Genomic DNA, 25953 nt, shown 5'->3' with positions numbered 1-25953 from the left:
GCCCGCGGTGTCAGATGAGCAGTTCCCCGCCGTCGATCGCCAGGTTGACGCCGTTGACCGAGGGGTTCTCCAGCAGGAAGGTCACCGCGTGGGTGCAGTCCTGCAGCGTCACCAGGCGCTTGGTCGGCGTGCGCTGCCTTACGGCGTCGCGGATGCCGGGCTTGTCATCCCAGATCGGCGTGTCGCCGACCAGGCTCGGGTGCAGGGCGTTGAACCGGATCGGCGCAAGCTCCACGGCCAGCGTCCTGACCAGCGCGCTGATCCCGCCATTGGCGGTTGTCACGGTCGTGGAGCCGGGATATGGCCTTTCCATGGCCAGTCCGCCAAGCAGTACGGTGGAACTGCCGGCGGTCATCCGCGGGGCGAGGGTGTGTACGACAGTGGTATAGCCGACGAGCTTCATGTTCAGCAGGCGCATCGCGTTCGCCGGCCTGTAGTCGCGAACAGTGTTGTGGTCGCGCTCGACCGCCGCGAGGACGAGGTGGTCGACGCCGTCCACGTCGGCCAGCCCTTCCGCGATCTCCTCCGGGTCGGTCAGGTCGAATCCGAGCCCGCGGATCCGCCCGCCGATCTCCTCGGCGATACTCTTTGCCCGGCTGCTCGTGCGGCCGGTGATGACCACGTCGCATCCCCGCGCGGCGAAGGACTGCGCGATATCCCGGCCGATCCCGGACGTCCCGCCGACGACGACGATATGAGTACGTTCGGACATTGTTGAGTTCCTCCACACCGGACAGGGCCTCGGCCCGACAGGGCCACCAAGCTCACCGTAGCCCCGTCCTGGCAACGGGAGGTCTCACGTATTCGCGTGATTCCGCGCGGGAGTTGCGATGGCGCAGGCGGCCTGATGGCTCCGTGAGTGGCCCTGTGGACAAGTGATGCTGCACCCGGCCCGCGACTGTGGGGCTCGATGCAGCCACCATTACGCGCAACGGTAGTGCCGGGGAATCGTCGACTCACCACCTCCGCGGCCGCCTAGCAGAAGGGTGGGATCCGATCCACACCTTCGCGGGCCGGCCGCATCGTCACCGGGGACATGGCGGAAAGCTGAACCGCAGAAGGGAGTTCTTCCCGGCATGGAAGCGCGGCGGTCGGACCGGTGCGCGGTCCCGCCGGCGTCAGCTGTCGTTCGCCGAGCGGCGTTCGGGATGCCAATCGGGCGCCGCATCCTCGTACGTGCTTGCCGTCTCCCCCAGCCGCGGAAGGTCCTGGCTGCCGCGCAGCGACCTCAATTTGCGCAGCAGTCCACGGTCGCGCAGGGTGCCGGACTCCGCCCCGGCCGCGGCTACGAGCGAGCGTGGCCCGGTGCCCTTCGCGGGAGCGGCACCCTCCCACCAGTGCTCGCCGCGCGCCTTCAGCCAGCCGGGCTGAGTGACGCCGGTGGCCACCGTGCCGAGCGTGAGCAGTGCGCGCAGCACCCGGTCGGTAACCAGGGCAACGGAGGAACGGCCCAGCGCCACCCAGTCGATCACTCGCATGGTGCGATCACACTCCTCGTACGGACGGGCGGAGCCGGACCCGCACGGGGGCCGGTCGGGTCGGATGCGGTCGTGCTGCCGCGTTCGCGGTCGGTCGCAGCCATTCGCTCTGCACCGCGTCGAATTCGCGGGCGCCGCGGGGACCCTCGGAGAAATGTCGGAGTTCTCGTCTGCTGACACCAGCGGGCCCCAGCAGTTTCGGAGTGCTGCGGCTTTGATATCGCATCCGTTTGCGGCCTTCACGCTCTTCACCAGGCGAAGCACAAGGGGCAATATGCTTACGCCGAACGCTCGCTGAGTTCCGATTCCGTCCGCGCCCTCTTCTCAAGTTCCTGCGCGAACTCCAACCAGGCTCCGGCACACGACCGGGCCAAGTCGGCGACGGAATTCCGCCAGTGCGGTGGCACAGCATCGATGAGCCCGCACCACTCAACCGGCTCGATCACATGGCCATCGATCCAACGGACGAAGGCGCGGCCGTTCTCCGCGTACCTCACAACGGGATCTCTGCTCAGGTTGTCTCGCACCGAACGCCAGTCAGCGCTGCGCCGCGGGTTGCCCGTTCCGTGTCTCTGTGGCTCCACCGGGGCATCGACGGACGGCCCGCGCTCCTGGGCGGTGACGCGCTGAGAGGTCAAGACCGGGTCTTGGCCCGCTCGCAGGCGCTCACGCACTCGTCGCGCAGTCCCCACCGAGACGCCGGCTTCCCTGGCTATGGCGCGCAACGGCGCATCGGCCTTCCTGGCGATTACCTCGCTCGCACGCCGCCTGCCCGCCGATCCATCAACGGGACGGACTCGCCCATCTCTCCCCACGCGCCGCTCAGCCGGGGGGAACGAACGCTGCCGGATCGCACTTACCGTGGTGGGAGACAGCCCAGTGACAGCCGCGACAGCCCGGTCCGACCATTGCTGGTACATCGCGAGGATACGGCCGGCAGCCGCCTCGCGATCGGCAAGTGAAAGCGGCAGGCCATGCTTGATATTGGCATCGATGGAACGCAGGAAGGCTTCTTTGTCGTCACCTTCGAAGAACGTGACCGAGATGGTCTCGTCGCCCCGGAGCATCGCAGCTCGCAGCCGGTGCATGCCGTCGATGACCCGCATCGTTCTGCGGTGCAAAAGAATCGGCGGAAGCTCCTGCGTAGCAGCCAGTATTTGCACATGCTGAGGATTCTCCCCCGTCAGTCGAGGTGAATCACCAGGAAAGATCGAGGATACCGATACCGAAAACACGGCAGTCGCGTCCGATGTGACCGGACCCTCCGCGTGCGCCTCCCGCGCCGGTAGTCCGTAGCTGGATGAGTTGTTGCCGACTTTCAGGGTCTCCAAATTGCTCCACATCCGAACACTCACCTATCGTCAGGTAGGAGGCATTGTGTGTACGCAAGCCGGTCCTGCAGAGGTCAACAGGAGGGACCACCGCGGAGCTGACACCTAACCAAATGTTCATCTCGGGGAAGCGATACGCTTCCCATGCATAATTCCTGGCGGTCTCACCGTAAGCAATACTCGCTCAAGGCCCCGCGTGGGTAGTGTCTACTACTCGATCGAGCCGTGGACGGGACGAGGATAATCTACTACTGAACTTGAATGGGTGATGTTCGGTATCGTTCGCCTCATGGCGGTTGCTCAGTTCTGGTAGCCGTGAGGAATGAGGTATGCGCAGGTGGCGGGCTGACGGACGCCGGGAGGGCCGCGAGGGAGCGGTTACGGCTGCGGCCGTGGAACGCTTCGACGCCAAGGCGCAGAGAGAGGGGGAGATCGCAGCCGAGCTGCGTGTCAGCGAGCGGTCGGTGGAGCGGTGGCGTCGAACCTGGCGTGAACGGGGAGAAGCCGGGGTCCTGTCGAAGGGGTCGCCGGGCCGTCCATGGCTCAGCGAGGCTCAGATTAAAAGGGCGGAACGGGAGTTGGGGCGCGGGCCGCTCGTTCACGGATGGGCGGACCGGCAAGGCTGGCGTGGGTGAAGACCCCTGATCGGCCGGCTTTTCCATGTCTCCTACACGGTCGAGGGCACCTGGAGGCTACTCAAGCGGTACGGCTGGTCGTGGCAGCAGCCCGCGCGCGGGCCATCGAGCGCGGCGACGAAGCCGTCAAGTGTGGAAGAAGGAGACCCGGCCGCGGGTCGGAGCACTGGGCGGAGCTCGGTTCCTGGGTGATCGCCGAGGTCGAAGCCGGGCCATCGAAGACGCCGCCACGTGCCAGAACCTGGGGCCGGCCCTATCTGCCGGACGCCCGTCGTGCGCGCGGCCGTACCTCCGGACGCTTTTCGATGGGGGGCACGACCTGTTACAAGCCCAGGAGGCGGTCCCCGGCTGAATCTACGTGATCCGCGAGTACCGCGGCCGCAAGGACGTGCCGAGAGGCTTCGGCTGGAAGGCCTACAGCAACTTGGTCACCCGCGCCCACACCCAGCTCGACGGCCCGGTCGTGCTCGTGTGGGTCGTTGGTCAAACGCGACCTCGGCAACCTCGCCGCAGCCGACCTCAGCCAGATCACCCGCGCTGTGAAACGCAAGCTCAAGATGCTTCAGTACCGGCCGGAGGCCGTCGGCTGCTGCCTCGCCGGCGCAGGCCTGTCCCTCGATGGGCACCTGCGGGGACCTGATTCGCTTGAAGGACGCGGAGAGCGATCCCTGCGTCGTGCGCGTCACCGCCCCGCTTCCAGCCAGGGGTACTGACTGCCACGGCTCGGCTAAGTGCCGGCGCGCGCCAGCTTCATCGATGCGCACCTGGAGCTCAACCTTTTCCAGCACGACCTCGACGCCTGGAAGCAGGAACTCAGCGGCCTCGCCGCTGGCACGGGCGCGCTCTTCGGTGGGGACCGTGGGCTGAGTCTGGTCCTCCATAAGCAAGGGGACCGTCGCTGGCCGTGGCGATCAACGATCCCGGCCGGCTCAGCGCAAGGCTGTGGATCCGCCCCTCGGAGAACCGAATCGGCGAACACCCCACCCGGCTGGAACAGGTCAGGCGGACACATGGCCGAGCAAAGTCGTGGGAGACGGCCTCGGTACGGGCACTGGGCCGCCCCAGCACAAGGCTTCAGGTCCCCAGCCCGGCCAGCACATCGGCCATGGACAGCGGCACCGCGCAACGATCCGCGGCGTAGCGAAGCGCCATGAGATGGTCGTCGAGAGACAGGTCGGCAAGCGCGTCCGCCACGAGGAACGGCTGGATGTCCCGGCTGAACGCGTCGCATGCGGTGATGAGGCACCCCATGTGGGCGTAGAGACCGCAGATGATGAGCTGGTCCCTTCCCGACCGCCGTAGCCGGTCTTCCAGGTCGCTCCGAAAGAACGCGCTGTAGCGCCACTTGGTCAGCACCGTTTCTCCCGGCTCGGGAGCGACATCATCGGCGATGCCTCGGTCAGCCAACTCGACGCCCATGCCAGGACCCCAGAAGTCGTTCAGCAACCCCCGGTCCTGGCTGCTCATGCCGCCCGGCTGTGCCGTGTACATCACCGGCACACCGGCCGCACGCGCCGCCGCGAGCAGCTTCGCGGTGTTGCCGACCAGATCGGTCAGCGGAGACTGCCCGGCCGGAAACGGGCGTAGGAAATACCGCTGCATATCATGCACCAGCAGGACGGCCCGGTCCGGACGGGGACGCCAGGGCACCGCCGGGCTAGGCAGATCGCCGTCGCCGGGCATGCGGTACGGTGCGATCGGGGTCATGGCCATCATTCACCTCCAGTTTCCGTCTGATGACTCACACGTGCAGGGCAGCCCCGCCATCCACATACAGATCGTGCATTGTCACGTGACCGGCCTGATCGGATACGAGGTACGCGACCGCCTCAGCCACGTCCCGCGGCTGGGCCAGCTTCCGCAGCGGAATACCGACGCGGTACGCGGCAGGCGTGCCCTCGATAACCTGCCCCGCATCGGCGTCCTCGCCGAGCATCGAGCGCAGCATGGGAGTGTCGGTTGAGCCTGGCGAGACGATGTTGCACCGGATGCCGTGGTCTGAAAGCTCCAGCCCAAGACACCGGGTGAACTGAGCGGACGCGGCCTTTGAGGCAGCGTACGCGGCCATCTCCGTGCGTGGTACACCGGCAGCATTGGACGCCACGGTCACGATCGCCCCGAAGCGGCGGGGGATCATCCGCCGGGCCACCGCGCGGGACACGTTGAACACGCCACCCGCATTGACTGAGAAGGTCTCGTTCCACTGCCGATCCGACAGCTCGACCACCCTGCCGGTGTGCAGGACGCCGGCCGCGTTGACGAGGATGCCGATGGGCCCCTGCTCGTCTTCTATACGCCCCACGAGCGCGTCGACCGCCTCGCTGTCGCACACGTCGACGGGGTAGCCGCGAGCCACCCCGCCCTCTGCCTCAAGCTTGGCAACGACGGTGGCAAGCCCCTCGGCGTTGCGGTCCACAGCCGCGACGTGCGCTCCCGCGCCTGCCAGGATTTCCGCCACGGCGGCTCCAATGCCCTGCGCCGCACCGGTGACCAGCACGACCCTTGATTCGATTCCGGTCAGTTCCATCATCAACTCCTGCTAGTCCTTGCGGCTTTCTCAGCCGTCGTACCCGAACAACTCGTTCCGGTCTTGGCCCGGCAGGTTGGCGATGGCCAGGCCGGCCGACTCCAGCTACTTGGGCGGTGGGTGGTTCCGCGGGAACAGACCTACTTCACCGTCGGGGGAAGCGACTCCAGGTCGGCCGGATGGGATGCCACCACGACATCCACCACCCTCCGGCGGACAACCGCCTCAGCCATGGCTCTCCGTCAGCTCGGTTGGCGTTGCGGATACTCAGCCAGCGCGACCTCACAGGTATCTCCTCTGGGGAAAGTCCGGGAGTTCAGGTCGTAAAGGCAAGTCGGCTGCTCACGCCAACCCGGTCGGAGACGCGTCGCGTTTCATGCACCAGCCGCGCGATCGAGGCTGCCATCCAGCCCGGCTGGTCGGCCTGGAAGACGTTGCGTCCCATGGCCACTCCGGCCGCACCGCCACGCAGGGCGTCGGACACATAGGCCAGCACAGTGTCGGTCTCGACCGAGCGCGGGCCGCCGGCCACGATGACCGGGATCGGGCAGGCCTGTACCACTTCGGCCATCTGCTCGGGTGTGCCCGCATAGTCGGTCTTGACGATGTCCGCGCCGAGGTCAGCGGCCAGTAACGCGGCGTGGGCCACGAGATCCGGGGCGTGACAGTCGCTGATCTGCGGTCCGCGTGCGTACACCATGGCGAGCAGTGGCAGGTTCCAGCGGTCGCACTCCCCCGCCACGGCCGCCAGATCGGAGACCTGTCGGGCCTCCTGACGTGACCCCAAGTTCACGTGCACGCTGACCGCGTCGGCGCCCAGTCGCAGCGCCTCCTCCACGTGGGCGACCAGATATTTCGCGTCCGGATCCGGCGCGTGCCTCGTGCTCGCGTTCAAGTGCACGATCAGTGACATGTCGCCGAACCAACCGTGGTCGACATGGCGAAGGCTGCCCTTGTGCAGGACCACGGCGTCGACACCGGTGCCGGCGAGCTCACCCAGCAATGAGTTCAGATCGCCGGAGCGCAAGGGTCCGTCGGTGACGGAATGGTCGAGCGGCACGACGAGCAAGCGTCCATCGCCATGCCGGAACAGACGTCGCAAGCGGAGATTATGGGCGAACGAAGCGTTGTGCACAGCCACTGTGTCCTGCCTCTCTCAAATGGCGGCGGAACGGCCGGAAGCCGTAGACGTGACGTCCATCGGCTCATGCGGTTCATGCCGGTCAAGGTGGAACGCGCGGTGCAGCGTCTCGACGGCATCGACGGTGAACTCTCGCGGCACGATCACGGAAAGCCGCATCTGGGAGGTGGAGATCCAGCTCGTCGGGATCCCGGCCGCGGCCAAAGCCGACATGAGCCTGGCCGTGTACTCCGGACGGCTGAGCAGGCCCATACCGACCACCGACACCTTGCCGACGTTCTCATCGAGATGCACACCCCCGCCGAAAGCGGCCGCCACATTGTGCAGGGCGGTCCGCACCGAGTCGGCCTGGCTGCGGCGGATCGTGAATCCCATGCGGAACTCGTTCTCGTAGGGCCCGGACCTGGCTACCAGGTCCACCACCGTCCCCTGCTTGGCCAGCACTTCGAACACCTCGGGAGCCAGGTCCCGGCGGATGTCCCGGCAGTGCACCAGCACGCGCGCCACGTCAGTGTCATGGGTCACTGCCACGACGGCCTTACGGGTCTCCAGCGGTCTGTCATCCGGCCGATCGACGATGGTCGTTCCGGGCGCCTGCGATGCCACGTTCCGGACGCGCACTTCGACCCCTTCCATGGCTGCCAGTTCGATGCAACGGGTGTGCAGAACCCTCGCGCCGGCGAACGCCATCTCCGCCATCACGCCAGGCTGGACCCACGGCAGGCATCGCGCCGCGGGCAGGATGCGGGGATCGGCGCTGAAGACGCCGTCCACATCGGTGAAGATGTCGCAAGCCACCGCACGAAGTCGCGCCGCCAGCGCCACGGCGCTCGTGTCGGAGCCGCCACGCCCGAGTGTGACGATGTCCCCGGCGTGGTCGACGCCCTGGAAACCGGTGACCACGGCGACGTTGCCACCCTCCAGAGCCGCCCGCACACGTCCCGCTCCGATCCTCGAGATGAGCGCGTCACCATGCCGATCGGTGGTCTGGATCCCGGCCTGGTGACCGGTCAGCGAGATCGCCGGCACCCCCAGCCCGTTCAGGGTGAGGGCCATCAGCGCCGCCGACTCGCACTCGCCGACGGCCAGCAACTGGTCCAGTTCCCGGGACGGCGAAGCAGCACCGACGTCGGCTGCCAGTTGCAGCAGATCGTCGGTTCTGCCGCCGCGTGCGGACACGACCACGGCCACCGACACTCCGCTCCGCCGCGCCTCCGCGACGCGGAGGGCGGCATGACGAACGCAGTCAAGCGTCTGCAAAGAAGTACCGCCGTATTTTTGGACCAGCACGTCCACAGTCGTTTTCACCGCTCTCTCGAACAGGTATGCCACGACCGTAATCGTGAGACACCTGCCCGACCACTACCCACACGAGCAGTAGCGCTTGATTCAGATATTCACGCCATCGCACCGGGGTCGTTACCGGAAACACGCGATGGAGACTCACGTTATTGTGCGACGTCTTTCGCCGCCGCAGTATCGAGGAGATGGTCTGGTCTCACGCAAAGGGGAACGACATGTTTGGGACGGATTCGAGCACGGCCGGCCCTCCTGATGTTCTGACCGGTCTCGGCGAGGACGGGCGTGCCTTCGCCCTGCTCTATCGGCCCGGCTCGGCGCCAGACGCGAACGTGGAGGTTCTGACCGGCGAGGTCTGCACCGTGGACAACCTCGCCGATCTGCCCCTGCCTGACCGACCGGTGAGCGGCGCGCAACACGACCTCCTCGTCGCGATCCCGTATCGGCAGATCACCGAACGTGGGTTCGCCTGCCGCGACGATCACGCGCCCTTGCTCGCCATGCGAGTCCACGAGCAGGCTGAGCTCACCCGCGGTCAGGCCCTGGCAGGCCTGCCGGAGCAGCAAGTGCGCGGGGCCGAGGCCGGATTCGACATCGGCGATGAGGACTACGCGGCGATTGTCAAAAGGGTGCTGCGTGACGAGATCGGACAGGGCGCGGGATCCAACTTCGTCATCAGGCGGTCCTTTGTCGCACGCTTGGACGACTACTCGGTTCGTACGGAACTCGCCATCTTCAGACGCTTGCTGACCGGCGAGCTCGGATCGTACTGGACGTTCCTCTTCCACACCGGTGCGGGCACGTTCGTCGGCGCGTCGCCGGAACTACACGTCGGCATGGCTGACGGGACCGTCTCGATGAACCCCATCAGTGGAACCTACCGGCACCCCCCGACCGGCCCGGAGATCTCCGGACTCCTAGAGTTCCTGAACGACCCGAAGGAGGCCAACGAACTCTTTATGGTCGTCGACGAAGAACTGAAAATGATGGCCCGCATGTGTACAGCCGGCGGCCAGGTCCACGGCCCGTTCCTCAAGGAAATGGCACGCCTGACCCACTCCGAATACGTCCTGACCGGCCATAGCGTTCTCGACGTACGCGACCTACTGCGAGAGACCCTACTCGCTCCGACCGTCACGGGCAGTCCACTCGAAAACGCCTTCCGGGTCATCGGCCGTCATGAGACGACAGGCCGTGGATACTACGGAGGCGTTCTCGCGCTCCTCGGCCGCGATGCGGTGGGCAGCCGCACGCTCGACTCGGCGATCATGATCCGGACCGCCGAGGTCCGCGAGGACGGCTGGCTACGGCTGGGCGTCGGCGCCACCCTCGTCCGTGACTCCAACCCTGATTCCGAGGTCGCCGAAACCCGGGCGAAGGCCGCAGGCATGCTCGAGGCGCTCGGCCTCGCGGTGGAGGGCACCCGCGGTGAGCCGGCTGCGGTGGAAGCGCACGCGCCACCGGCCGCCGATCCCCAGGTGCGTCGGGCACTGAAGTCCCGCAACACCACGCTGTCGCGATTCTGGTTCGAGGGAGCACAGAGAACACCTGACCCGGCGCTGGACGGGCGGAGTGTGCTGGTCGTCGACAACGAGGACACGTTCATGGGGATGCTCGGACATCAACTGCAGGCCCTCGGCGTCCGAACCACGATCACGCGATTCGACAATCCGCGGTCCCCGGAGGAATTCGACCTCGTCATCGTCGGTCCCGGCCCCGGCGACCCGCGCGACACGACAGACCCGCGCATGAACACCCTCCGCCTACTCACCCGGGACCTGCTCGCCGGCACCGTCCCGTTCCTGTCCATCTGCTTGGGTCACCAGATACTCGCCACCGAGCTCGGCCTCGGAATCGTGCGGCTCGCGGTGCCCAACCAAGGCGTCCAGAAGTCGGTCAACCTGTTCGGCCGATCCGAACTCGTTGGCTTCTACAACACCTACGCCGCCGGCTCCGAACACGACTTCATTCCCGGCACCGACCAGCGCAAGCCCGTAGACATCAGCCGTGACCCTCGCACAGGCCACGTGCATGCCTTGCGGGGCGCAGGATTCCGATCCGTGCAGTTCCATCTCGAATCCATACTCACCCAGCATGGCCCGCAGATCCTCAGCGACCTCCTCACCTCACTCCTGGGCCTCGACCCACCGGCTTGACACAGGAGCACTCCTTCCGGCTTGTCCGAGTAGCCTGTCGGCGCGTGCACGGTAGTCAACAGGTCGTCCGTGAGCCGGGGTCGCTCGCGGCGGAACCCGCTAGGGTGCGCGTATGAGCACCCCCGCGCGACCGCGCACCCAGGGCGGTTTCACCGTCCAGGCCGAACTCCTGGTGGTGACGCGGATTCCATGATTCGTGTCCTGCTGCTCGACGACCAGTCGCTCCTGCGCGGCGGATTCCGCGCGCTTCTCGACGCCGAGGACGACATCGAGGTGGTGGCCGAGGCTGCCAACGGCTTGGAGGGCCTGGCCCTCGCCAGGCAATACCTGCCCGATATCGCCCTCGTCGACATCCGGATGCCGGTTATGGACGGTATCGAAACGACCCGGCAGATCGCCGCGGACCCGGCCCTGGCCGGGGTGCGCGTAGTCATCCTGACCAACTACGGCCTCGACGAGTACGTGTTCAACGCGCTGCGCTCCGGCGCTGCGGGGTATCTCGTCAAGGACATCGAACCGGACGACCTTCTTCACTCGGTACGCGTCGCCGCGCGCGGTGACGCCCTGCTCGCACCGTCGATCACCAGAAGGCTGATCAGCCGATACCTCGCCCAACCGACGAGCACAGCGGTCGGCACGGGGTTGGAGGAGCTGACCAACCGTGAACGCGAGGCAGTCACCCTGGCCGCGCAGGGGCTGTCCAACAACCAGATCGCCGAGTGCATGGTCATCAGTCCGCTGACGGCGAAGACCCACATCAACCGGGCCATGGTCAAGCTCCAGGTCCGCGACCGCGCCCAGCTCGTGGTCGTTGCCTACGAATCAGGCCTGGTAGCCCCCCGGAGCCGCTGATCCGCGACTCAGCGGGCGTCCTATCGCGGCTCGTAGATCCGCTTGTGACCGGACAGTGCGGCCAGCCGGTACGGCCCGGTGGTTTCCCTCGGCACGCGATAGTCCCCGCCGTCAACTGGCAAGGACTGCTCGTGGAGTTCCCGGTACTTGGCGTAATCGATTTCCTGGCGCCGGACAATCACCTCGTGATGCGCTGCGCGTCGCAGGTGTGACCGATATCCGGGGACCACGGTACCGGCAAAGAACTCGGCGACGCTGCCGGAACCGTAACTGAGGAAGCCGATGGCCTGGTGGCTCAGGTCATCGGCGTTATCGAGCAACGCGGCCAGCCCGAGGTACATCGACGCGGTGTAACTGTTCCCGATGACGGTGTTGTACGCCGTCGTCTGCCCGATGACGCGGGTGATCTCGCCCTCGTCAATGTTGCTCCCGCAATACTGGAGCAGGTGCCGGTGCGCCTTGTAGGCCATCTTCGTGAACGGTTGGTGGTAGCAGAACGCGCTGAACTCGTCGAGCCGGCGACCACCTTGTTCTGCGTAGTCCTTCCATGCCCCCTCCACCGCCTGCAGGTACGCGGAGACGGACTCCTTGCCGTCGACCAGGGCGGTAGCACGATAGTTCGGCCGCCAGAAATCCATGATGTCGGCCGTGAACACACCCGACGGGTCCTCGATCCGCACGAGTGCGGGATCCGCGCTGACGAGCATGGCCACCGCGGCCGCACCCTGGGTCGCTTCTCCGGGAGTGTCCAGGTCGTACTTCGAGACGTCGCTGGCGATCACGAGGACCTGCTGCGAGCGATCACGACGGACGAGGCCGATGGCGAACTGCAGAGCCGCTGTCGCGCCGTAACACGCCTGCTTGAGCTCGACGATCCGGGTCGCCGAGGGAAGCCCCAGCAGCGAATGGACAGGTATTCCGGCCGCCCTGGCCTGGTCGATGGATGTCTCCGTCGCGAAGACGATCGTCCGGATGAGGTCGGAGCCATGCCGGGAGACGATAGGGGCGACGGCAGCGGCGGCCATGGTCACGACGTCCTCGTCGGCGGCGGGCACACTCATCGATCTCTGGCCGATACCCGCGTGGTACTTGCCGACGGGGGTGCCGTTGTAGGCGGCCAGTGTCGCGTGCGTCAGGACGAACTGCGTCGTCGCGAAGGAAAGGTCGTGAATTCCGATAGTGAAATCCCCGGACATCTCTAGCCTCCGATCTTCGTGATCTCGGTCTTGCGCTCGAATTGCACGTGCGCTCGCATGAGTTCGCCCGGGTTCGTCTGCGCCGCCATGAGTGAGAGTTCGCCGCACAGCACCGCCGCAGCCGCGATGGCGGCGAGCCTGCGCGCGTTCTCGCCGGGTTCGCGCGCTGCCCGGCAGCCGAGCCGCGTCAAATTTTCCTCGACAAACTCAAGTCCCTTTCCGTTCCCAACCGTTCCCACGATAAGGTTCGGCAGGGTACAGGAGAAGTACAAGTCGCCGGCTCGATCTTCGGCCACGGTCACACCCTGCGAGCCCTCAACGATATTGGCCGCATCTTGGCCCGTCGCCAGATAGAATCCGAGCAGCATGTTCGCGTAATGCGCGTTGGCCGAGCGAATTCCACCGGCAAGCAGAGTGCCGATCATGTTCTTGTTCAGATTCAACTCGGCTATCTTCGCGGCAGAGGTGCGCAGCACATCATGGACGATGTCGCGCGGTACAAGCAGTTCAGCGACTACGTTCTTCCCGCGACCGAGGATACCGTTGATGGCGGTGGCCTTTTTGTCGGTGCAGTAGTTCCCCGAAATCGAACCGTACGAAATTCCCGGGATGGCCTGCAGGATGTGGGTCAGGAGCGCGTCTGCGGCCAGCGTCGCCATGTTGTGCCCGGAGGCGTCGCCGGTGGTGAACTCGAACCGGAGGAACAGCAGGTTGGCCACGACCTCGTGGCGGAACCCGATCAGCTCCGTGAATCTGCCGCAGGTCCGTACGACTTCGCGCAACTCGTCGAGTCGCGCGTCAACTTCCAATGCGGCCAGGTACGCCGTCGGTGCGTCCTTGGCCTTGACCAACACCGAGCGCGTCATCCGCTCGTCGACAAGCGTGGCGACGATGCCGTGCTCGACCAGCATGGAGATCTTCGCGCCCCGGCCGACGGAGGGCCAGAGGGGCGACTCGTAGGTTGCCAGCGGAACCTGCGTCTCGGTTGTCGCAGCGTTTCCCGAAACCCTCAGCGGCCCCACCCATTTCATGGGAACGCCGGCGATCGAGTGGTTGTCGTTCATCGGGTGCCTCCAACAGCCTCGTGCATGGTGGTGCCGGAGAGAGAACGTGTGGCCAACCGGCGGGTCTCGATTCCCCGGTCGGCACAGAACGCGCGCAGGTCGCCGCGGACGAGCACGTCGCATTGGGTCAGATCGGACGGAGTTCGCGCGCCCAACGCGGTCATCAGCGCTTCGACCTGATCGAGCCATGCGGAGATCTGGGAGATCAGGGCCGGCACGCCACCGTCGAGAACGGTCCTGAGAAACCCGCCGGACACTCCCACCGCCGCGGCTCCGAGCGCCAGTCCACGCACCACGTCGAGCGGGCTGCGGACACCGCCCGAAGCCAGCACCGGAATACCGGCACCCTGGGCATCCAGCAGGCAGGCGGGAGTGGATTGTCCCCAGCCGTTGAGATAGGAGTAGTCGGCGTGATCCCGCCGGTCGTTCTCGATGTGCGCGAAATTCGTGCCACCCCGGCCCGCGACGTCGGCCACGCATACTCCCAATTCCGCTAGGAGCGAGATGGTTTCGCCACTCAGGCCGAAGCCGACCTCCTTCACGATCACCGGGACATCAACTCCGGCCGCGATCATCTCGATCTGCGGTGCCCAGGAGGAGAACGACCGATCACCCTCCGGCATCACCGTTTCCTGGATGACGTTGAGGTGGATCTGCAGGGCGTCCGCCTGCAACAGGTCAATGCCCCGCTGAGCCCTCTCGACGGAGGCGTTCGCGTTGACGTTCGCGATGATGAACCCGTCCTTGTTTTCGCGGCGCACCACGCTGAACGTGTCGGCCACGGATTCGTCGGCGAAGTACGCGCTCATGGAACCGGTCGCGATGGGAACGCCGGTCTCGCGAGCGGCGATCGCCAGATCCCGGTTGATGGCACCGGTCTTGGCACTGCCGCCGGTCATCGCGTTGATGTACAGCGGAACCTTCCATTCAATGCCGCCGAACCGTGTGGCCAGGGAGACATCGGACCGGTCGATGCCGGCCAGGGCGTGATGGATGAAGGACACATCGTCGAACTGGTTGTATCCCTCCAAGTGACGTTGCTGTTCTGCGGCGAACCGGACGTGGTCGTCCTTGCGGTCGGAGATCATTCCACGCTTCCTTTCGTCGGCTGGACTCGAATCGGTATGGGGAGCACCCCCGCGGCGGCCCACTCCTTGCGCAGGCGAACGATCTCCCTTTTGGCCGTGGCGTCCAGCAACGCGATGCCGCAATCGCCGCCGCCGGCGCCCGATGGTTTGGCCGCACCACCAACGGCCTCGGCGGCGTCGCAAAGCGCCGTCAACGCGGTGGTGAAGATGCCCAGCCGGAACTCGTCGTCCAGCTCCGCGAGCACCTGGCGGGAGCCTCGGACCTGTCGCAGCAGCTCGTCGTCGTCTCCCCGCTGGAGCGCGCGGATCGAGGCGCGCACGCACGCATCGCTGTCCGCCAGGAAACTCTGTTGCGAGGCACTGCCCTGCCACTCGCGTGCTCTCAGGCGCCCCGCCATCGACGGGGTACTGGCCGGCTGTCTTGTCCACCCCACCTCCAGCGCGAGTCCGCTGGGTGGCGGCAACCGCCGCAGACCGAAACCCGGCCACGGCACGCGGATCGTCTCCTCGATGCCCCGGCGTTCCACCATGTCAAGCACCGCGGCCCGATCGGGCGCCTGATACGAGATCCAACCGCCCCAGACGCTGGCAGCCAGATCGCCGCCGGAGGATCCGCGCTCGCGCCGCGCCGTCGCCAACATCGCGAGCCGGAACCGTGCTTCGGGCGATAACTCCATACCGCTGTATGCGGCCGCAGCTGTCACCACCGCAACCGTCACCGCGCCGCTCGACCCCAGGCCGAGCTTGGTTCCGTCGCGGTGCAGGCGGCTCCTGATCGAGACGCGCATCGGGGGCGCGGACAACTCGCGCTGGGCCAGCAGTCCGTCAACCACTTCGATCGCCGACACCACATGGGTGAGGCTGTCCAGGGCCTGTTGCGCGTCTTCCGCAGTGAGCCCCGCGAGCCCGCCGCTACGCCGCTGGAATCTCGCCTGACCTGGGCAGAGGTCGGAGTCGATCACGAGGTCGACGCCGTGGGAGCCCGACACGGTGACGCTGACCTCGCGATCGACCGCTACGAGGACCGCCGGGTGGCCCGGTTCCATCACCGCGTACTCGCCTGCGATGAATAGCTTGCCCGGCGCATGCCGGATAATCGTTCCCTGGTCGGTCACTGCTCGGCCCCGATCAGCAGGCGAGCGCCCGGCCCGCGGCGGGCGGTGACCACCGAGCATCCAGCTGCGGCGCCGTGCACGGTGTCAGCCACCCGAGCAGCATCCGCTTGATGGCAGAGCACCTTGACGTTGGGTCCGGCGTCCATGGTCGCGTAGGCCGCGAAACCGTCCCTCCGGAGCTGCAGGACGCTGTCGAGCACGGCCACAGTGGCCGGCGACAGGTAGCGCACCGCCGGCCGGGCCGCCAGCATCGTCGCGTGCATGCCGAGGGCGTTGCGCTCGGCGATCTCCCCGACGGCTTCGAGATCGCCTCGTTGCAGCGCTGCTTGCATGTCGGACAGATCAGCCTTGCTCGAGAGCGCCCACGACCGGTAGAGCGGCGATGTACCGACGGTTCGCCGCATGGCTGCGCGGCTGGACACTGGCTTGGGGCCCGCGTTGACCATGGCGATTACCAGCGCCGGGTCGAACTTCGCGACGGGCACCGGCTCGGCATAGGAGCTGAGGTCAGCGGCCGCCCCGACACCCCGGCCCGCGTAGCATATTGCGAAGGCGCCGAATATCGACCGGGCAGCCGAGGCAGACCCGCGCCGGGCCAGACGCGACAGCGCAGTGGGATCGAGAGCGAGTCCGTATGCGGCGGCGCCGGCGACGGCCAGGGCAGCGAATCCACTCGCCGAAGACGCCAGCCCCGCCGCCGTGGGGACGGAGTTACGAGTGTCGACGGCAGCCGGTTCGGTACGCCCGGCCATCTCCCGTACCAGATCCAGGAAAGCGATGACGCGCTGCCGCTGTTCGCCCGAAGCGGACGTACCATCCAACATCACGGTGTCGGCCTGCCCCTCAGGGACGAGCCGGACGGTGGTTACCGTCGGGAAGATGTTCAAAGTCATCGAGAGGCTGTCGACGTACGGGATGACGAGTCGCTCGTCGCGCTTGCCCCAGTACTTGATCAGCGCGATGTTCGGATGGGCGACGGCGGTCGCGCCGCGGTCAAGCACCTTCTCACGCGGCCCGGCCCACCCCAGCGGATAGTCAATTGGCATGACGCGTGAACCTCCCCGCCGCAACGACCCAGGTCCGTACGGCGCCGGCCGCGTGGAGGCGCCGCACGACCGCCTCTGCCGTGCGAGGCTCTCCTGCCAGCGCAATCATGCAGCCTCCCAGTCCGCCGCCACTGATCTTGGCGCCCAGGCTCCCGGCCGCTAGCGCGGTATCGACCAGTGCGTCGATGCGGTCCGTGCTGAGCCCGACCTCGCGGAGCAGCCTGTGGTTCTCGGTCAGCCGCGTGCCGAAATCGCCGGGCCGGCCGCGAACGAGGTCGAGCGTGGCTGCGTTGGTCAGCCTCGACACCCGGCCTACAAATTCCGTCTGCGCTTCCGGGTTCCGCTCGAACTGCCTCCGCAACAGGTCCACCGCGTCCTTGGTGCAGCCGCTGACACCGCTGTCTGCGATGACGAACACCCCATCGAAGCCGAAGGTTCGGCTGGCAGCAGTGTGGCCGTCGGACCGCTCCGGGGAGTGTCGGCCGCCGTTCCCCGGCATGGCGATGGGCAGTTCCCGGGCGGTGCCGGAACGAAAGAGGATGGGAGACGCCGAACCGGTGGCGAGGGCATCGATGCCGCTGGCCCTGCCGTGGGCATCGTTCTCCGACGCCTGCACGAGATCGAACACCGCCTTGGCGTCCAGCCGGCGGTCGAAGAGTTCGGCGAATGCCAGAACGGCTGCTCGGGCGCACGCGGCACTGGAGCCGAGCCCACGGCCCTGCGGGATCGTGCAGTCGATGAGCACATCGACACACATGCGGCCGCTGACGCCAGTCATGTCCTTGAAGTCCGCCACAAGGCGCCGCAGGCCGTCCGTGGCAAGCGTTGTCGCTGACGCGGACCCGGGCCCCGTCATCGCGAAGGAGACCCTGTCCGCACCGTCGCCCGGACACAGTACCCGCGTGGCATTCGCCGTGACCGTCAGTTGCGGAACCGGAATGGCCAGTGCTGGAGCGCCATAAACGACGGCGTGTTCCCCGAGCAGAATGGCCTTGCCGTGGGCGCGTCCGACACCGAGCCAGCCGCGGTCACCGTCGGAGCCACTCGCCGAACGCCCCTGACCGGTGAAGGCGCCCGAATTTGTCGGTGCCATCATTGGTCCCGCTGCGTCGCCTTGATCGCCATCGCGGCGAGCTGATCCTTCGCTGGGGCAGTGGCGCTACTTGCCTCCAGCACGGCCATGGCCCGGTCGGTGCGGAACGCGATCTGCCGCTCGACCCCTTCCACGGCACCGAAATCGACGAGCATGCCGCGTATGGTGGCGATTTCGCCATCGGAGAGGTCGGTGCCGACCTTCGCCCTCAGGAAGCTCGCCGCACCTGGATCGCATTCATCCGCCCGCTTGAGCCCCGTCGCGAGCAGCACAGTTCGCTTGCCCTCGCTAAGATCACCGCCCGACGGCTTGCCCGTGACATTCGGGTCGCCGAACACGCCCAGCAGGTCGTCGCGGAGCTGGAACGCCATCCCGATGTCGACGCCGAACGCCCGGTAGGCTGCGACGAGGTCGGCCTCCGCGCCGGCGATCGCGGCACCGAACTGCAGCGGGCGTTCCACCGTGTACGAGGCCGTCTTGTACTGAATGACGCGCAGCGCCGAACCGATGCCTTCGTCGTCACTCGCCTGGCTCATCAGGTCGAGCAACTGACCGTACAGGACCTCCGAGCGCACAGCGGACCACACGGCTCCGACTCGGGCATGCGCGTCCGCCGGCAACCCGGACTCGCGGACCATGACGTCAGCCCAAGTCTGGGCAAGGTCCCCGACCAGGATGGCAGTACCCGTGCCGAAGGCGTCTGGGTCACCGGAGAAACCTCGCGCCCGATGCCGCTCGGCGAAGGCCACGTGCGCCGCGGGATGCCCGCGACGTGTCCGGGACCCGTCGATGATGTCGTCGTGAATCAGGGCTGACGCGTGCAGCAACTCAAGCCCCGCACAAGCACTCAGCACTTGCGTGGCGGCCGGGTCACCCTCGTCACCGCCAGCACCGATCCAGCCCAGCCAGGCGAAGGTTGGCCGGATGCGCTTGCCGCCGCGCAGAACGTAGTTCTCCAGTTCAGCGACCGCCGCCCCGAAGTCCTGGCCGAGTGCTTCGGCTTCCGTACGGCGCTCGGCGAAGAAGCTCCTGATGACGGCATCGACAGCAGCCGTATCCGCGGCGGCCCCAAGGTAGCCGAGGGTCATGCGCCTGTCCCCCGATCGAGGCGACGATCACTCTCATACTCACGCATCGCGGACTCCTATGAATTCGCTGAGATCACATCAATTCGAGCGCGGAGTTCCAGTCCATTCCGAATGCACGCGCCCCTCCGCCACATCTCCCCAGTTCGGTGTGCGGCGCCAGCTAAGTAACCTGTATTTCTGGACCAGCGCGCCCACGTTCTCTGCGCCACTCAACATCAAATCACCATGGCATGACACTAGTTGTCATGTGTCGCCCTGCCCACTACTCATGCGGGTAGTGCCGGTGAGACATTCAGGCTGTTACGCTGGATTGCGTCGATCTCCCACCCGGGGCTGATCTACGATCATTGACTCTTGCGCTTTGTGATCGAGTTCGACTTCGACATCGGTGCGGGCGCAACTCCTAGCGATGGCGCTTCGAAAAGGTTTCACCGCACAGTCCAGCGCGCCGGCATCTGAGATCACCAGATCGCCGCGATCAGATCGTGCCCACATGGACCCCGCATTTAAGGCATCTGCGCACACACAAGTAGTCGCACCGTCACTCAAAGTGATCTTGCGTTCGGTCTCCTGGGTGTTCAACCGACCAGTGCGGACAGTCGAACACCGCGATACCTCCGGGAACCCGACCGACGCCCGTCCAGCAATGGCTTCCTTCGCCCGCATCTCAACTGGCCCCACCTACCGCGTTGGCCATTGCATGCTTTCGACGATTCCGCAGAGCAACACGGGGGTAACCATGAATCCACTGGTAGGGCGTGAACACGTACTATCCGAAGTGGGTAGCCATTTGGATGCAACCCTGGAGGGCTTCGGCGGTTGCATCGTCATCGAGGGTCCGGTGGGCACAGGAAAGACGCATTTACTGAAGGCCGCAGCTCTGGAAGGGGCCGAACGCGGCCTGACCGTGGTAGCCGGGCGAGCGAATGGAACCGATGAGCCGGTCTCCATACACTTACTGATCAATTTGCTGCGGCATGTGATCTCCGGTGAAGCCGATTTCGATGACCTTGTCCAACCGGACAAAAATCCTTTCTGGTTGATCGATCGTATCGGTGAACTCGTCGAGAACGTGGCACGCAGGCACCCCCTCATGATCGTTCTGGACGACGTCCAGCGGATCGACGATGTCAGTGGTCTGGCTCTCCGGGGGCTGGTGCGGTCGCTCGCCTCATCACCGGTGCTGTGGCTGCTCGCACGTCGGCCGTGTCCCTCACGATCACTCGCCCAGCACGCCGTCAGCTGGTTGGTCGACCACGCTGCGGTGCGCCTTCATCTAGGAGCGCTGGACGATGAGGCAGTGGCCGAGTTGTGCACCAGCACTCTCGGTGTCAAGCCGGACTCGTCCGTGCTCAGTTGGGCAGCCCGCTGCGGTGGTAACCCGTGGCTGGTCGAAAAGCTGTTCAGTGCGTTCATGCAAGCCGGACAGGTGGTCGTCATGGATGGCACAGCTTCAATCGTGGCCGAACGTCTGCCCCAAGGCATGCTGGCCGCTGTCGACCGCCTGCTGGACGACATACCGCCCGCGGTTCGGCGCCTGCTCGCGTACGGCGGGACGATCGGTCGTACGTTCACGGTCGAGGAGGCGGCAGCCCGGCTCGGCGTTCCGGCCCCCGATCTGTCCTCCAGCGCCGACGAGTCGGTGCACTTGGGCTTGATGCGAAGGGACGGCTTAAGGCTGGCGTTCGCACACGAGGTGATAGAGGAATCGCTTCAGCGTGGCCCGTTCCGGGAACGGGCTCCCGCCACCGACTCGTCGACGTCGGCGGAGCCTGCGATCGGCGCCGAGTCGGATGGTGGGGACCCTCACGAACGGCTCGAAGGCTGGCCTTCGCCTGCTCCTGCACTGCACCAATCCGCGGCCATCACGGCGGACGCACCGTCCGAGCTACCGTGGCTTGCCCTACCGGTCGTCACATCCTCCGCTCTACCGCCGTCGCAACCCTTCGGGCGCGGTGGCAACGATGCGGCGGCTTGGGCCATATCGACCCTGGGAGATCTGTTCGACGCGTCACCGCGCACGCTGACAAGCGCCCTGAGTCTGCTCGCCGGAGCGGGGCGGGCCGCCGAAGCCGGCCGGCTGGCGGACGTCGCTTTGCGCCCCGGTATGGAAGCAGCGGCCGAGGTGAAGCTGGTGCTCGAACTGGGGCAAGTACTGGGGGACGCCGACTACTACGGCACGTCAGCTGAGTTACTCCTGCGCACGCTGGCAAGGCACGACATCTGCGAGCTGGATCGTGCCAAACTCAATGAGGCGCTCTCGGGCACCACCGCGCGCGTGAGCGGCATGCCCAGCGCGGTCACTGCACCGTGGCATGGGCGGCCGGACGGCATCGCACCGACGCGTGTCACCCGTCGGAACTACGGGTCCGGCAACGGCACTGATTCGATCGCCGGGGGATTCTCCGCGTGTGACCCACGACAGGCGGCGACACCGCCGTGCCATGACGCGGGCGCACCCCCGCTGTGGACGTGGATGGTCCGGGCCCTCATCGCAACCGACCAGTTCGAGGAGGCGACAGCCGTCTGTGCTGCCGTCAAGCAGGAGGCGGAGAAACTCGGCGAGGCCTGGTCGAAGCCGCTGTGGCACGGCCACCGCGCCGAACTCATGGCAGCGACGGGCCGGCTTGAGGAGGCACGGGCCGAAGCAGAAGCCGGGCTTCGTCTGGCGGACAGGGCGGCGCCCGAGGACTCTGTACCCCTTCGAGTCGTCTTGGCGCGAATCAGCGTCCATCGAGGTGATCTCGCCACCGCCAGTGAACAGTTGCGAATTACCGAACGGCTGACGGCCGGCGTCTCAACAGCCGACAGGGCAGGCCTGGATTGGGCACTCGCCCAATTTCACGCGGCCAGTGGGCGTCCGGCGATGACGGTCCAGACGCTGATCAACGTCGAAGGGCAGGTCACAACCGATCCGCTGCTCTTTACCGAGGCTCCGACGGCGGCGGCAACACTGGTACGCCTGGCAAGGCAGGTGGGACTCGGCACGGAGGCCGAGCGGGCGGCCGAGTACGCCCGGCGAGTCTCCGAGCGCAACCCGACCGTGAAGTCGTTGGCGGGCGGCGCCGAACACGCCGAGGGCGTGCTGCACAACGACCCGATTGCTCTGCACCGCGCCGTGGAACTTTACCGGCTCGCCGCTCGCCCGCTGGCGGCGGGCAGCGCACTTGAGGACGCGGCACGGGCGGAACAGAGTACGCGAAGCAAGGAGACCCGAGCGGTTCGGCTCCTCGAGTCCGCCATGGATCTCTACCTGGATTGCGGCGCACAGCGTGACGCGGCCCGAGTACAGAAGAAACTGCGTCGCCTCGGCGTGCGCAATGTACGTGGCCTGACTGCCGACCGGCCCAAGTCGGGCTGGGAGAGCCTGACACATGCGGAGCTTCGCGTCGTGCGGGCGATCATCGACGGCAAGACCAACAGAGAAGCGGCGAGCGTACTGTTCCTGTCGCCCCACACCGTCGACAGCCATCTCCGCCGCGTGTTCTCGAAGCTCGACATCAACAGTCGTGTCGAACTGACCAAGCACTTCATCGCCCACGAGCCCTTCTCACCTGGTGTGGCCACCTTGTATCAGGCTCGGTCCGCGGGCTGATCCGGCCGCCGCGAAGGACCGTACGCGATTATCCGCCCGCGGACCTGTTCCAGGGCGCTGTGATGTCCTGGGCGCGGGGGCGTCGAGGCCTGGGCGGTGAGGACCCGGGCGAAGCCGGAGTCGGGGGGTGGCGGCCGGGTGTGCTCCGCGGCGAAGGAGGACAGCCCCACAGGGCCGGCGCGCCGTACATCGCCGTGAACGCGCCGCGGGGTAGGTCGTCACGAATGCAACGAAGCTCCGGTTGACGGGGTGACCTTGCCAAGTCGCCCTCCCCCTCCAGAGCTTCGATGTGCCGCCAGACTGCCACCGTCTGCCTGACCAGGTCGCCCACCGAGGCCCAGCGCGCCGCGAGTGGGATCGCCGATCAGCTGGCCGTCCTTCGCGACCCGCGCCATCGGCCGGGCGGCGTCACTCGTTGGTGGCGGTCCTGCTCACTGCCTGCAGTGCGGTGCTGACCGGGGCTCGCTCCTACCTGGCGATTGGCCAGTGGGCTCGCCAAGATCCACCGGCACCGCACCGACCTCAAGACGGGCAAGATCACCCGCGAGACCGCCTACGCCATCACCGACCTGCCGGCGGGTGTGGCATCACCGCAGGCCATCGGTCAACTCGCCCGCTCCCAATGGGGCGACTCACCGAGCCGATAAGCGACCGGACCATACTGAAGAATCGGGGCAAAAACGCCGCTAGCCGCTAGCCGCTAGCCGCACGAACATCGCCGCCGGTCTCCCTGAAATGTCCCAGGACCGGCTCCACCAGCCGTCGAGTCCAATCGATTTGTCCTAAATCTGCGCCCATCCAAGATCAAAGGCTCCGCAAACAGGACTCATCCACCCTCTTTCAGCTGTCCTTCAGAGACAATACAGGCGAGCGCACGCTTAGGCCCGTGACTACCCCGGTGAAGATCGACGAGAAGATTGACCAGCTGCGGATCACCCGCAACAATTTCATCGGTCTCACCGACCAACCTGCCCCCGAGCCGGCACGGCACCTCGCCGCACCGGCTCGCCCCGCCGACCAACAGGCAATCGCCGCCTACGCCGATACCAGCTCGTCCACCCACCCACAACCTGCCCGAGGCCCACGACCTGCAGCAATCACGTCGGAGATCAACTCACGGATCGCCTTCCGCCACAGGCTGACCGTAGAGGAGTTGAAACGAGAGGGGTTCTACAACTTACGGATCGCAAGCGCGTACACATGTACGCATAACGGGGGGTTCGATCAATGATCTTTTGCCAGCTTCCAGTAAGGTCACACTTACCTCTGGCGACGGAAATCGACATCAGTCGCCGAGTTTCGCTGCATGGTTACCCGCACCACGGCGGAATCCATAACGCTCACGTGAATGTGCGCCAACGGTCGGCGATCGGGGCTCTCCCTCTAGGTTCAGATTGGTCACAAAAAGCCATAGTGGCCGCGCCTGCGGAATTCAATATTCCGGATGATTGGCAGATCTGTTTCCGGAGAACGGCCGGTTGGGGCCGACCAGCGAGGCCGGCTCCCGCACTTAGGCCGCCCCTGCGGGGACAGTCTGAGGGACGTCCTTCCACACCGTTTCTCGCGGTGGCGGAGAGTCGCTCCGTGCCCGCGGCCGATCCCGAGATGTCGGCCTGGTCAGCCCTTGCGACGGTACTCACGCACCGATCCTTCACCGAGATCCGCTCCCCGGTCAGCAGGCGTCGTCTCGGCGAACTGGCCACCGACATCAAGAGGTTGCGCTCCCACCCGGAGGGCACGGGGGTGCTTTGGGGGGCCGCCCGCCCGTTGGACACGCAGCTCCCACCGAAGCAGGGGGTGTTCAGCTGGATGGCGCGCGAGCGAACGCCGACGCCATTCAGCACAGCGAGGCCGGTCACTGTCCGATCGAGGTCTGGACTGGCGACCGCACCGCGCATCTGCGGATCACCAGTGACAGTGCCGCCCAGCACGGTTCGGGCCCCGGGGCCGGGCTCGCCGGTCTGCCTGCGCAGCTGCGCGCAGTCGGCGACACGCTCATTCACGGCCCGTGACCTGACCGCACCTGTCAGTGCTAGCGACAGCGCCGTTGACAGAGGGACTGGTGGAGGGAAGATGCCGATCAAGGTTGTCCTGGCCGAGCACGAAGCCCTCACCCGGGAGGCCATCACTGAACTCCTTCAACAGTCGGGAGACATCGAGGTCGTCGCCCACACAGGGTGGGGCGACAGAGTGCTGGAGCTGGTGGACGACCACCAGGCGGGACTCGCCGTTCTCGCTACGCACACGCCAGGCGTGAACGTGATCGAGGTCGCTGAGCAGCTGAACCGGGAACGGCCCGGTTTCCCAGTGGTGATCTTGACCTGCGACGCCCGGCCAGGACACCTGCAGCGGGCCCTCAAGGCCGGAGTGCACGGAATCCTCACCAAGGAGACCTCGATCCGCGAGCTGAGCAGGGTGATCCGTGAGGTGCACGCGGGGGGATGGCACTTCCCGCCCGAACTGGTCGCCGAGATGTTGGCTGTAGGCGAGAACCCGCTGACAGCCCGTGAGGCGGAGATCCTGAAGGCGGCCGAAGACGGCCGTCCCCTCAGCGCCATCGCGTCTCAGCTGCATCTGAGCCCGGGAACGGTCCGAAACCACATCCATTCGGCCATCCGCAAGCTGAAGGCAGGGAACAGGATCAGTGCTGTGCACGCCGCGTCGCGGGCCGGTTGGATCTGAATCGAGGTAACCGGGCAGGGCACCGGCCGTGGTCATGCGGCCTCGACAACATTGGCCCGTCCGGCTCGACCGTCCCGTCGACCGGTTCGGCCTTCGTCGCGATTGGCGACGCGGCCGGGCCGGCGTGGAGCGGCAGTGGGGTGGTCGTACTGGTCGGGCATCGACCGCATGGCATCGCGCCGTCGTCCTTGAGTCTGCGGGCGACGGCCACGGCCTCCCCAGCCGGGCGCGGGTCTGTCTAGCGACTGGTGTAACTGGGGTTGTGTGGGTTAGCGGCGGCCGATGGAGAGTCGGCCGTCGAAGGCGATGTCGAACGCCTGGAGTGCGGGCTTCCAGCGCATGGTCCAGCGTTTGCATCCCTGGCCGGTGGGGTCCAGGCCCATGACGGCCATGTAGACGCACTTCAGCGCGGCGGCCTCGTTCGGGAAGTGCCCGCGGGCGCGGACGGCCTTGCGTATACGGGCGTTGACCGACTCGATGGCGTTGGTGGTGCAGATGACACGGCGGATCTCGGCGTCGAACCGGAGGAAGGGCACGAACTCGGCCCAGGCGTTCGACCAGAGCCGC

Annotated in this window: 22 protein-coding genes and 1 pseudogene; 8 read left to right on the top strand and 15 right to left on the bottom strand. The window is 66.4% G+C overall.

Annotation, left to right across the window (positions count from 1 at the left end; all coding sequences use genetic code 11):
- Positions 1-10: 10 nt before the first annotated feature.
- The 3 genes from BUE44_RS30585 to BUE44_RS30575 form a co-directional block, all read right to left on the bottom strand.
- Positions 11-712, bottom strand: a complete 702-nt coding sequence (locus BUE44_RS30585) for an SDR family NAD(P)-dependent oxidoreductase (RefSeq protein ID WP_073502272.1) — start codon at positions 710-712, stop codon at positions 11-13.
- 406 nt (positions 713-1118) lie between these two features.
- On the bottom strand, positions 1119-1478 hold the full coding sequence (locus BUE44_RS30580) for a hypothetical protein (protein ID WP_143172618.1): 360 nt from the start codon (positions 1476-1478) through the stop codon (positions 1119-1121).
- 278 nt (positions 1479-1756) lie between these two features.
- The gene (locus BUE44_RS30575) at positions 1757-2584 is read right to left on the bottom strand and encodes a ParB/RepB/Spo0J family partition protein (RefSeq protein ID WP_456049216.1); all 828 of its coding nucleotides are present in this window, start codon (positions 2582-2584) and stop codon (positions 1757-1759) included.
- A gap of 547 nt (positions 2585-3131) precedes the next feature.
- Between BUE44_RS30575 and BUE44_RS39990 the strand changes: the two are divergent.
- Together BUE44_RS39990 and BUE44_RS39880 are read left to right on the top strand one after the other, a co-directional pair.
- Positions 3132-4067, top strand: a pseudogene (locus BUE44_RS39990) (winged helix-turn-helix domain-containing protein); the annotation flags it as partial.
- Between the two features lie 108 nt (positions 4068-4175).
- Positions 4176-4598: a DUF5959 family protein gene (locus BUE44_RS39880; protein ID WP_407640075.1), complete on the top strand. Its 423-nt coding sequence runs from the start codon at positions 4176-4178 to the stop codon at positions 4596-4598.
- Here BUE44_RS39880 and BUE44_RS30560 read toward each other — a convergent pair.
- From BUE44_RS30560 to BUE44_RS30545, 4 genes are all read right to left on the bottom strand, one after another.
- A complete protein-coding gene (locus BUE44_RS30560; protein ID WP_407640074.1) occupies positions 4519-5160 on the bottom strand; it encodes an isochorismatase family protein in 642 nt (213 codons plus the stop codon). The genes BUE44_RS39880 and BUE44_RS30560 overlap by 80 nt on opposite strands.
- A gap of 25 nt (positions 5161-5185) precedes the next feature.
- Positions 5186-5971: a 2,3-dihydro-2,3-dihydroxybenzoate dehydrogenase gene (locus tag BUE44_RS30555; protein WP_073502306.1), complete on the bottom strand. Its 786-nt coding sequence runs from the start codon at positions 5969-5971 to the stop codon at positions 5186-5188.
- Positions 5972-6287: 316 nt separating this feature from the next.
- A complete protein-coding gene (locus tag BUE44_RS30550; protein ID WP_073502269.1) occupies positions 6288-7112 on the bottom strand; it encodes a 2-amino-3,7-dideoxy-D-threo-hept-6-ulosonate synthase in 825 nt (274 codons plus the stop codon).
- A 15-nt stretch (positions 7113-7127) separates the two neighbouring features.
- On the bottom strand, positions 7128-8444 hold the full coding sequence (locus tag BUE44_RS30545) for an aspartate kinase (RefSeq protein ID WP_235002614.1): 1317 nt from the start codon (positions 8442-8444) through the stop codon (positions 7128-7130).
- A gap of 185 nt (positions 8445-8629) precedes the next feature.
- Between BUE44_RS30545 and BUE44_RS30540 the strand changes: the two genes are divergently transcribed.
- Positions 8630-10567, top strand: coding sequence for an anthranilate synthase family protein (locus BUE44_RS30540; protein ID WP_073502304.1), 1938 nt, complete (start codon positions 8630-8632; stop codon positions 10565-10567).
- A gap of 189 nt (positions 10568-10756) precedes the next feature.
- The gene (locus BUE44_RS30535) at positions 10757-11419 is read left to right on the top strand and encodes a response regulator (RefSeq protein WP_073502268.1); all 663 of its coding nucleotides are present in this window, start codon (positions 10757-10759) and stop codon (positions 11417-11419) included.
- Positions 11420-11439: 20 nt separating this feature from the next.
- Here the strand turns inward: BUE44_RS30535 and BUE44_RS30530 are convergent, their stop codons facing one another.
- The 7 genes from BUE44_RS30530 to BUE44_RS30500 are packed head-to-tail and all read right to left on the bottom strand — an operon-like array spanning position 11440 to position 19109.
- Entirely contained in the window at positions 11440-12615 is a 1176-nt protein-coding gene (locus BUE44_RS30530) for a hydroxymethylglutaryl-CoA synthase (RefSeq protein ID WP_073502267.1), read from the bottom strand.
- A gap of 2 nt (positions 12616-12617) precedes the next feature.
- The gene (locus tag BUE44_RS30525; RefSeq protein WP_143172617.1) at positions 12618-13679 is read right to left on the bottom strand and encodes a hydroxymethylglutaryl-CoA reductase; all 1062 of its coding nucleotides are present in this window, start codon (positions 13677-13679) and stop codon (positions 12618-12620) included.
- Entirely contained in the window at positions 13676-14767 is a 1092-nt protein-coding gene (gene fni / locus BUE44_RS30520; RefSeq protein WP_073502266.1) for a type 2 isopentenyl-diphosphate Delta-isomerase, read from the bottom strand. The genes BUE44_RS30525 and fni overlap by 4 nt, the downstream gene beginning before the upstream one ends.
- Positions 14764-15882 (bottom strand): phosphomevalonate kinase, encoded by a 1119-nt coding sequence (locus BUE44_RS30515; RefSeq protein WP_200804571.1) that lies wholly within the window; start codon positions 15880-15882, stop codon positions 14764-14766. The genes fni and BUE44_RS30515 overlap by 4 nt, the downstream gene beginning before the upstream one ends.
- On the bottom strand, positions 15879-16928 hold the full coding sequence (gene mvaD, locus BUE44_RS30510; RefSeq protein ID WP_073502302.1) for a diphosphomevalonate decarboxylase: 1050 nt from the start codon (positions 16926-16928) through the stop codon (positions 15879-15881). Before mvaD ends, BUE44_RS30515 begins: the two co-directional genes overlap by 4 nt.
- Complete coding sequence (mvk, locus tag BUE44_RS30505) at positions 16918-18024, bottom strand: mevalonate kinase (RefSeq protein ID WP_235002612.1); 1107 nt, start codon at positions 18022-18024, stop codon at positions 16918-16920. Before mvk ends, mvaD begins: the two co-directional genes overlap by 11 nt.
- Positions 18021-19109 carry a polyprenyl synthetase family protein gene (locus tag BUE44_RS30500; RefSeq protein ID WP_073502264.1) on the bottom strand — a complete coding sequence of 363 codons (1089 nt, stop codon included), beginning with the start codon at positions 19107-19109 and terminating at the stop codon, positions 18021-18023. Before BUE44_RS30500 ends, mvk begins: the two co-directional genes overlap by 4 nt.
- A gap of 739 nt (positions 19110-19848) precedes the next feature.
- Here BUE44_RS30500 and BUE44_RS30495 point away from each other — a divergent pair.
- From BUE44_RS30495 to BUE44_RS37650, 4 genes are all read left to right on the top strand, one after another.
- On the top strand, positions 19849-22704 hold the full coding sequence (locus BUE44_RS30495) for a helix-turn-helix transcriptional regulator (protein ID WP_235002610.1): 2856 nt from the start codon (positions 19849-19851) through the stop codon (positions 22702-22704).
- A gap of 479 nt (positions 22705-23183) precedes the next feature.
- Positions 23184-23351 (top strand): hypothetical protein, encoded by a 168-nt coding sequence (locus BUE44_RS38075; RefSeq protein ID WP_200804570.1) that lies wholly within the window; start codon positions 23184-23186, stop codon positions 23349-23351.
- A 239-nt stretch (positions 23352-23590) separates the two neighbouring features.
- Positions 23591-23935 carry a hypothetical protein gene (locus BUE44_RS37225; protein ID WP_235002608.1) on the top strand — a complete coding sequence of 115 codons (345 nt, stop codon included), beginning with the start codon at positions 23591-23593 and terminating at the stop codon, positions 23933-23935.
- A gap of 842 nt (positions 23936-24777) precedes the next feature.
- Entirely contained in the window at positions 24778-25386 is a 609-nt protein-coding gene (locus tag BUE44_RS37650) for a response regulator transcription factor (RefSeq protein ID WP_073502262.1), read from the top strand.
- Positions 25387-25655: 269 nt separating this feature from the next.
- Here the strand turns inward: BUE44_RS37650 and BUE44_RS30485 are convergent.
- Positions 25656-25953, bottom strand: a 298-nt coding sequence (locus BUE44_RS30485; RefSeq protein WP_200804569.1) for a transposase, incomplete at its 5' end; no start/stop codon positions are given.

The sequence above is a fragment of the Actinacidiphila paucisporea genome, from assembly GCF_900142575.1.
GTDB classification, from domain to species: domain Bacteria; phylum Actinomycetota; class Actinomycetes; order Streptomycetales; family Streptomycetaceae; genus Actinacidiphila; species Actinacidiphila paucisporea.
The sequence above is the reverse complement of the archived record's forward strand: the minus strand, read 5'-3'. Positions and strand labels throughout refer to the sequence as shown.

Coding starts and splice junctions, on each gene's coding strand:
- BUE44_RS30585 (WP_073502272.1), bottom strand. CDS start 712: ATGTCCGAACGTACTCATATCGTCGTCGTCGGCGGGACGTCCGGGATC.
- BUE44_RS30580 (WP_143172618.1), bottom strand. CDS start 1,478: ATGCGAGTGATCGACTGGGTGGCGCTGGGCCGTTCCTCCGTTGCCCTG.
- BUE44_RS30575 (WP_456049216.1), bottom strand. CDS start 2,584: ATGCGGGTCATCGACGGCATGCACCGGCTGCGAGCTGCGATGCTCCGG.
- BUE44_RS30560 (WP_407640074.1), bottom strand. CDS start 5,160: ATGATGGCCATGACCCCGATCGCACCGTACCGCATGCCCGGCGACGGC.
- BUE44_RS30555 (WP_073502306.1), bottom strand. CDS start 5,971: ATGGAACTGACCGGAATCGAATCAAGGGTCGTGCTGGTCACCGGTGCG.
- BUE44_RS30540 (WP_073502304.1), top strand. CDS start 8,630: ATGTTTGGGACGGATTCGAGCACGGCCGGCCCTCCTGATGTTCTGACC.
- BUE44_RS30535 (WP_073502268.1), top strand. CDS start 10,757: ATGATTCGTGTCCTGCTGCTCGACGACCAGTCGCTCCTGCGCGGCGGA.
- BUE44_RS30530 (WP_073502267.1), bottom strand. CDS start 12,615: ATGTCCGGGGATTTCACTATCGGAATTCACGACCTTTCCTTCGCGACG.
- BUE44_RS30525 (WP_143172617.1), bottom strand. CDS start 13,679: ATGAACGACAACCACTCGATCGCCGGCGTTCCCATGAAATGGGTGGGG.
- fni (WP_073502266.1), bottom strand. CDS start 14,767: ATGATCTCCGACCGCAAGGACGACCACGTCCGGTTCGCCGCAGAACAG.
- mvaD (WP_073502302.1), bottom strand. CDS start 16,928: ATGCCAATTGACTATCCGCTGGGGTGGGCCGGGCCGCGTGAGAAGGTG.
- mvk (WP_235002612.1), bottom strand. CDS start 18,024: ATGATGGCACCGACAAATTCGGGCGCCTTCACCGGTCAGGGGCGTTCG.
- BUE44_RS30500 (WP_073502264.1), bottom strand. CDS start 19,109: ATGACCCTCGGCTACCTTGGGGCCGCCGCGGATACGGCTGCTGTCGAT.
- BUE44_RS30495 (WP_235002610.1), top strand. CDS start 19,849: ATGAATCCACTGGTAGGGCGTGAACACGTACTATCCGAAGTGGGTAGC.
- BUE44_RS37650 (WP_073502262.1), top strand. CDS start 24,778: ATGCCGATCAAGGTTGTCCTGGCCGAGCACGAAGCCCTCACCCGGGAG.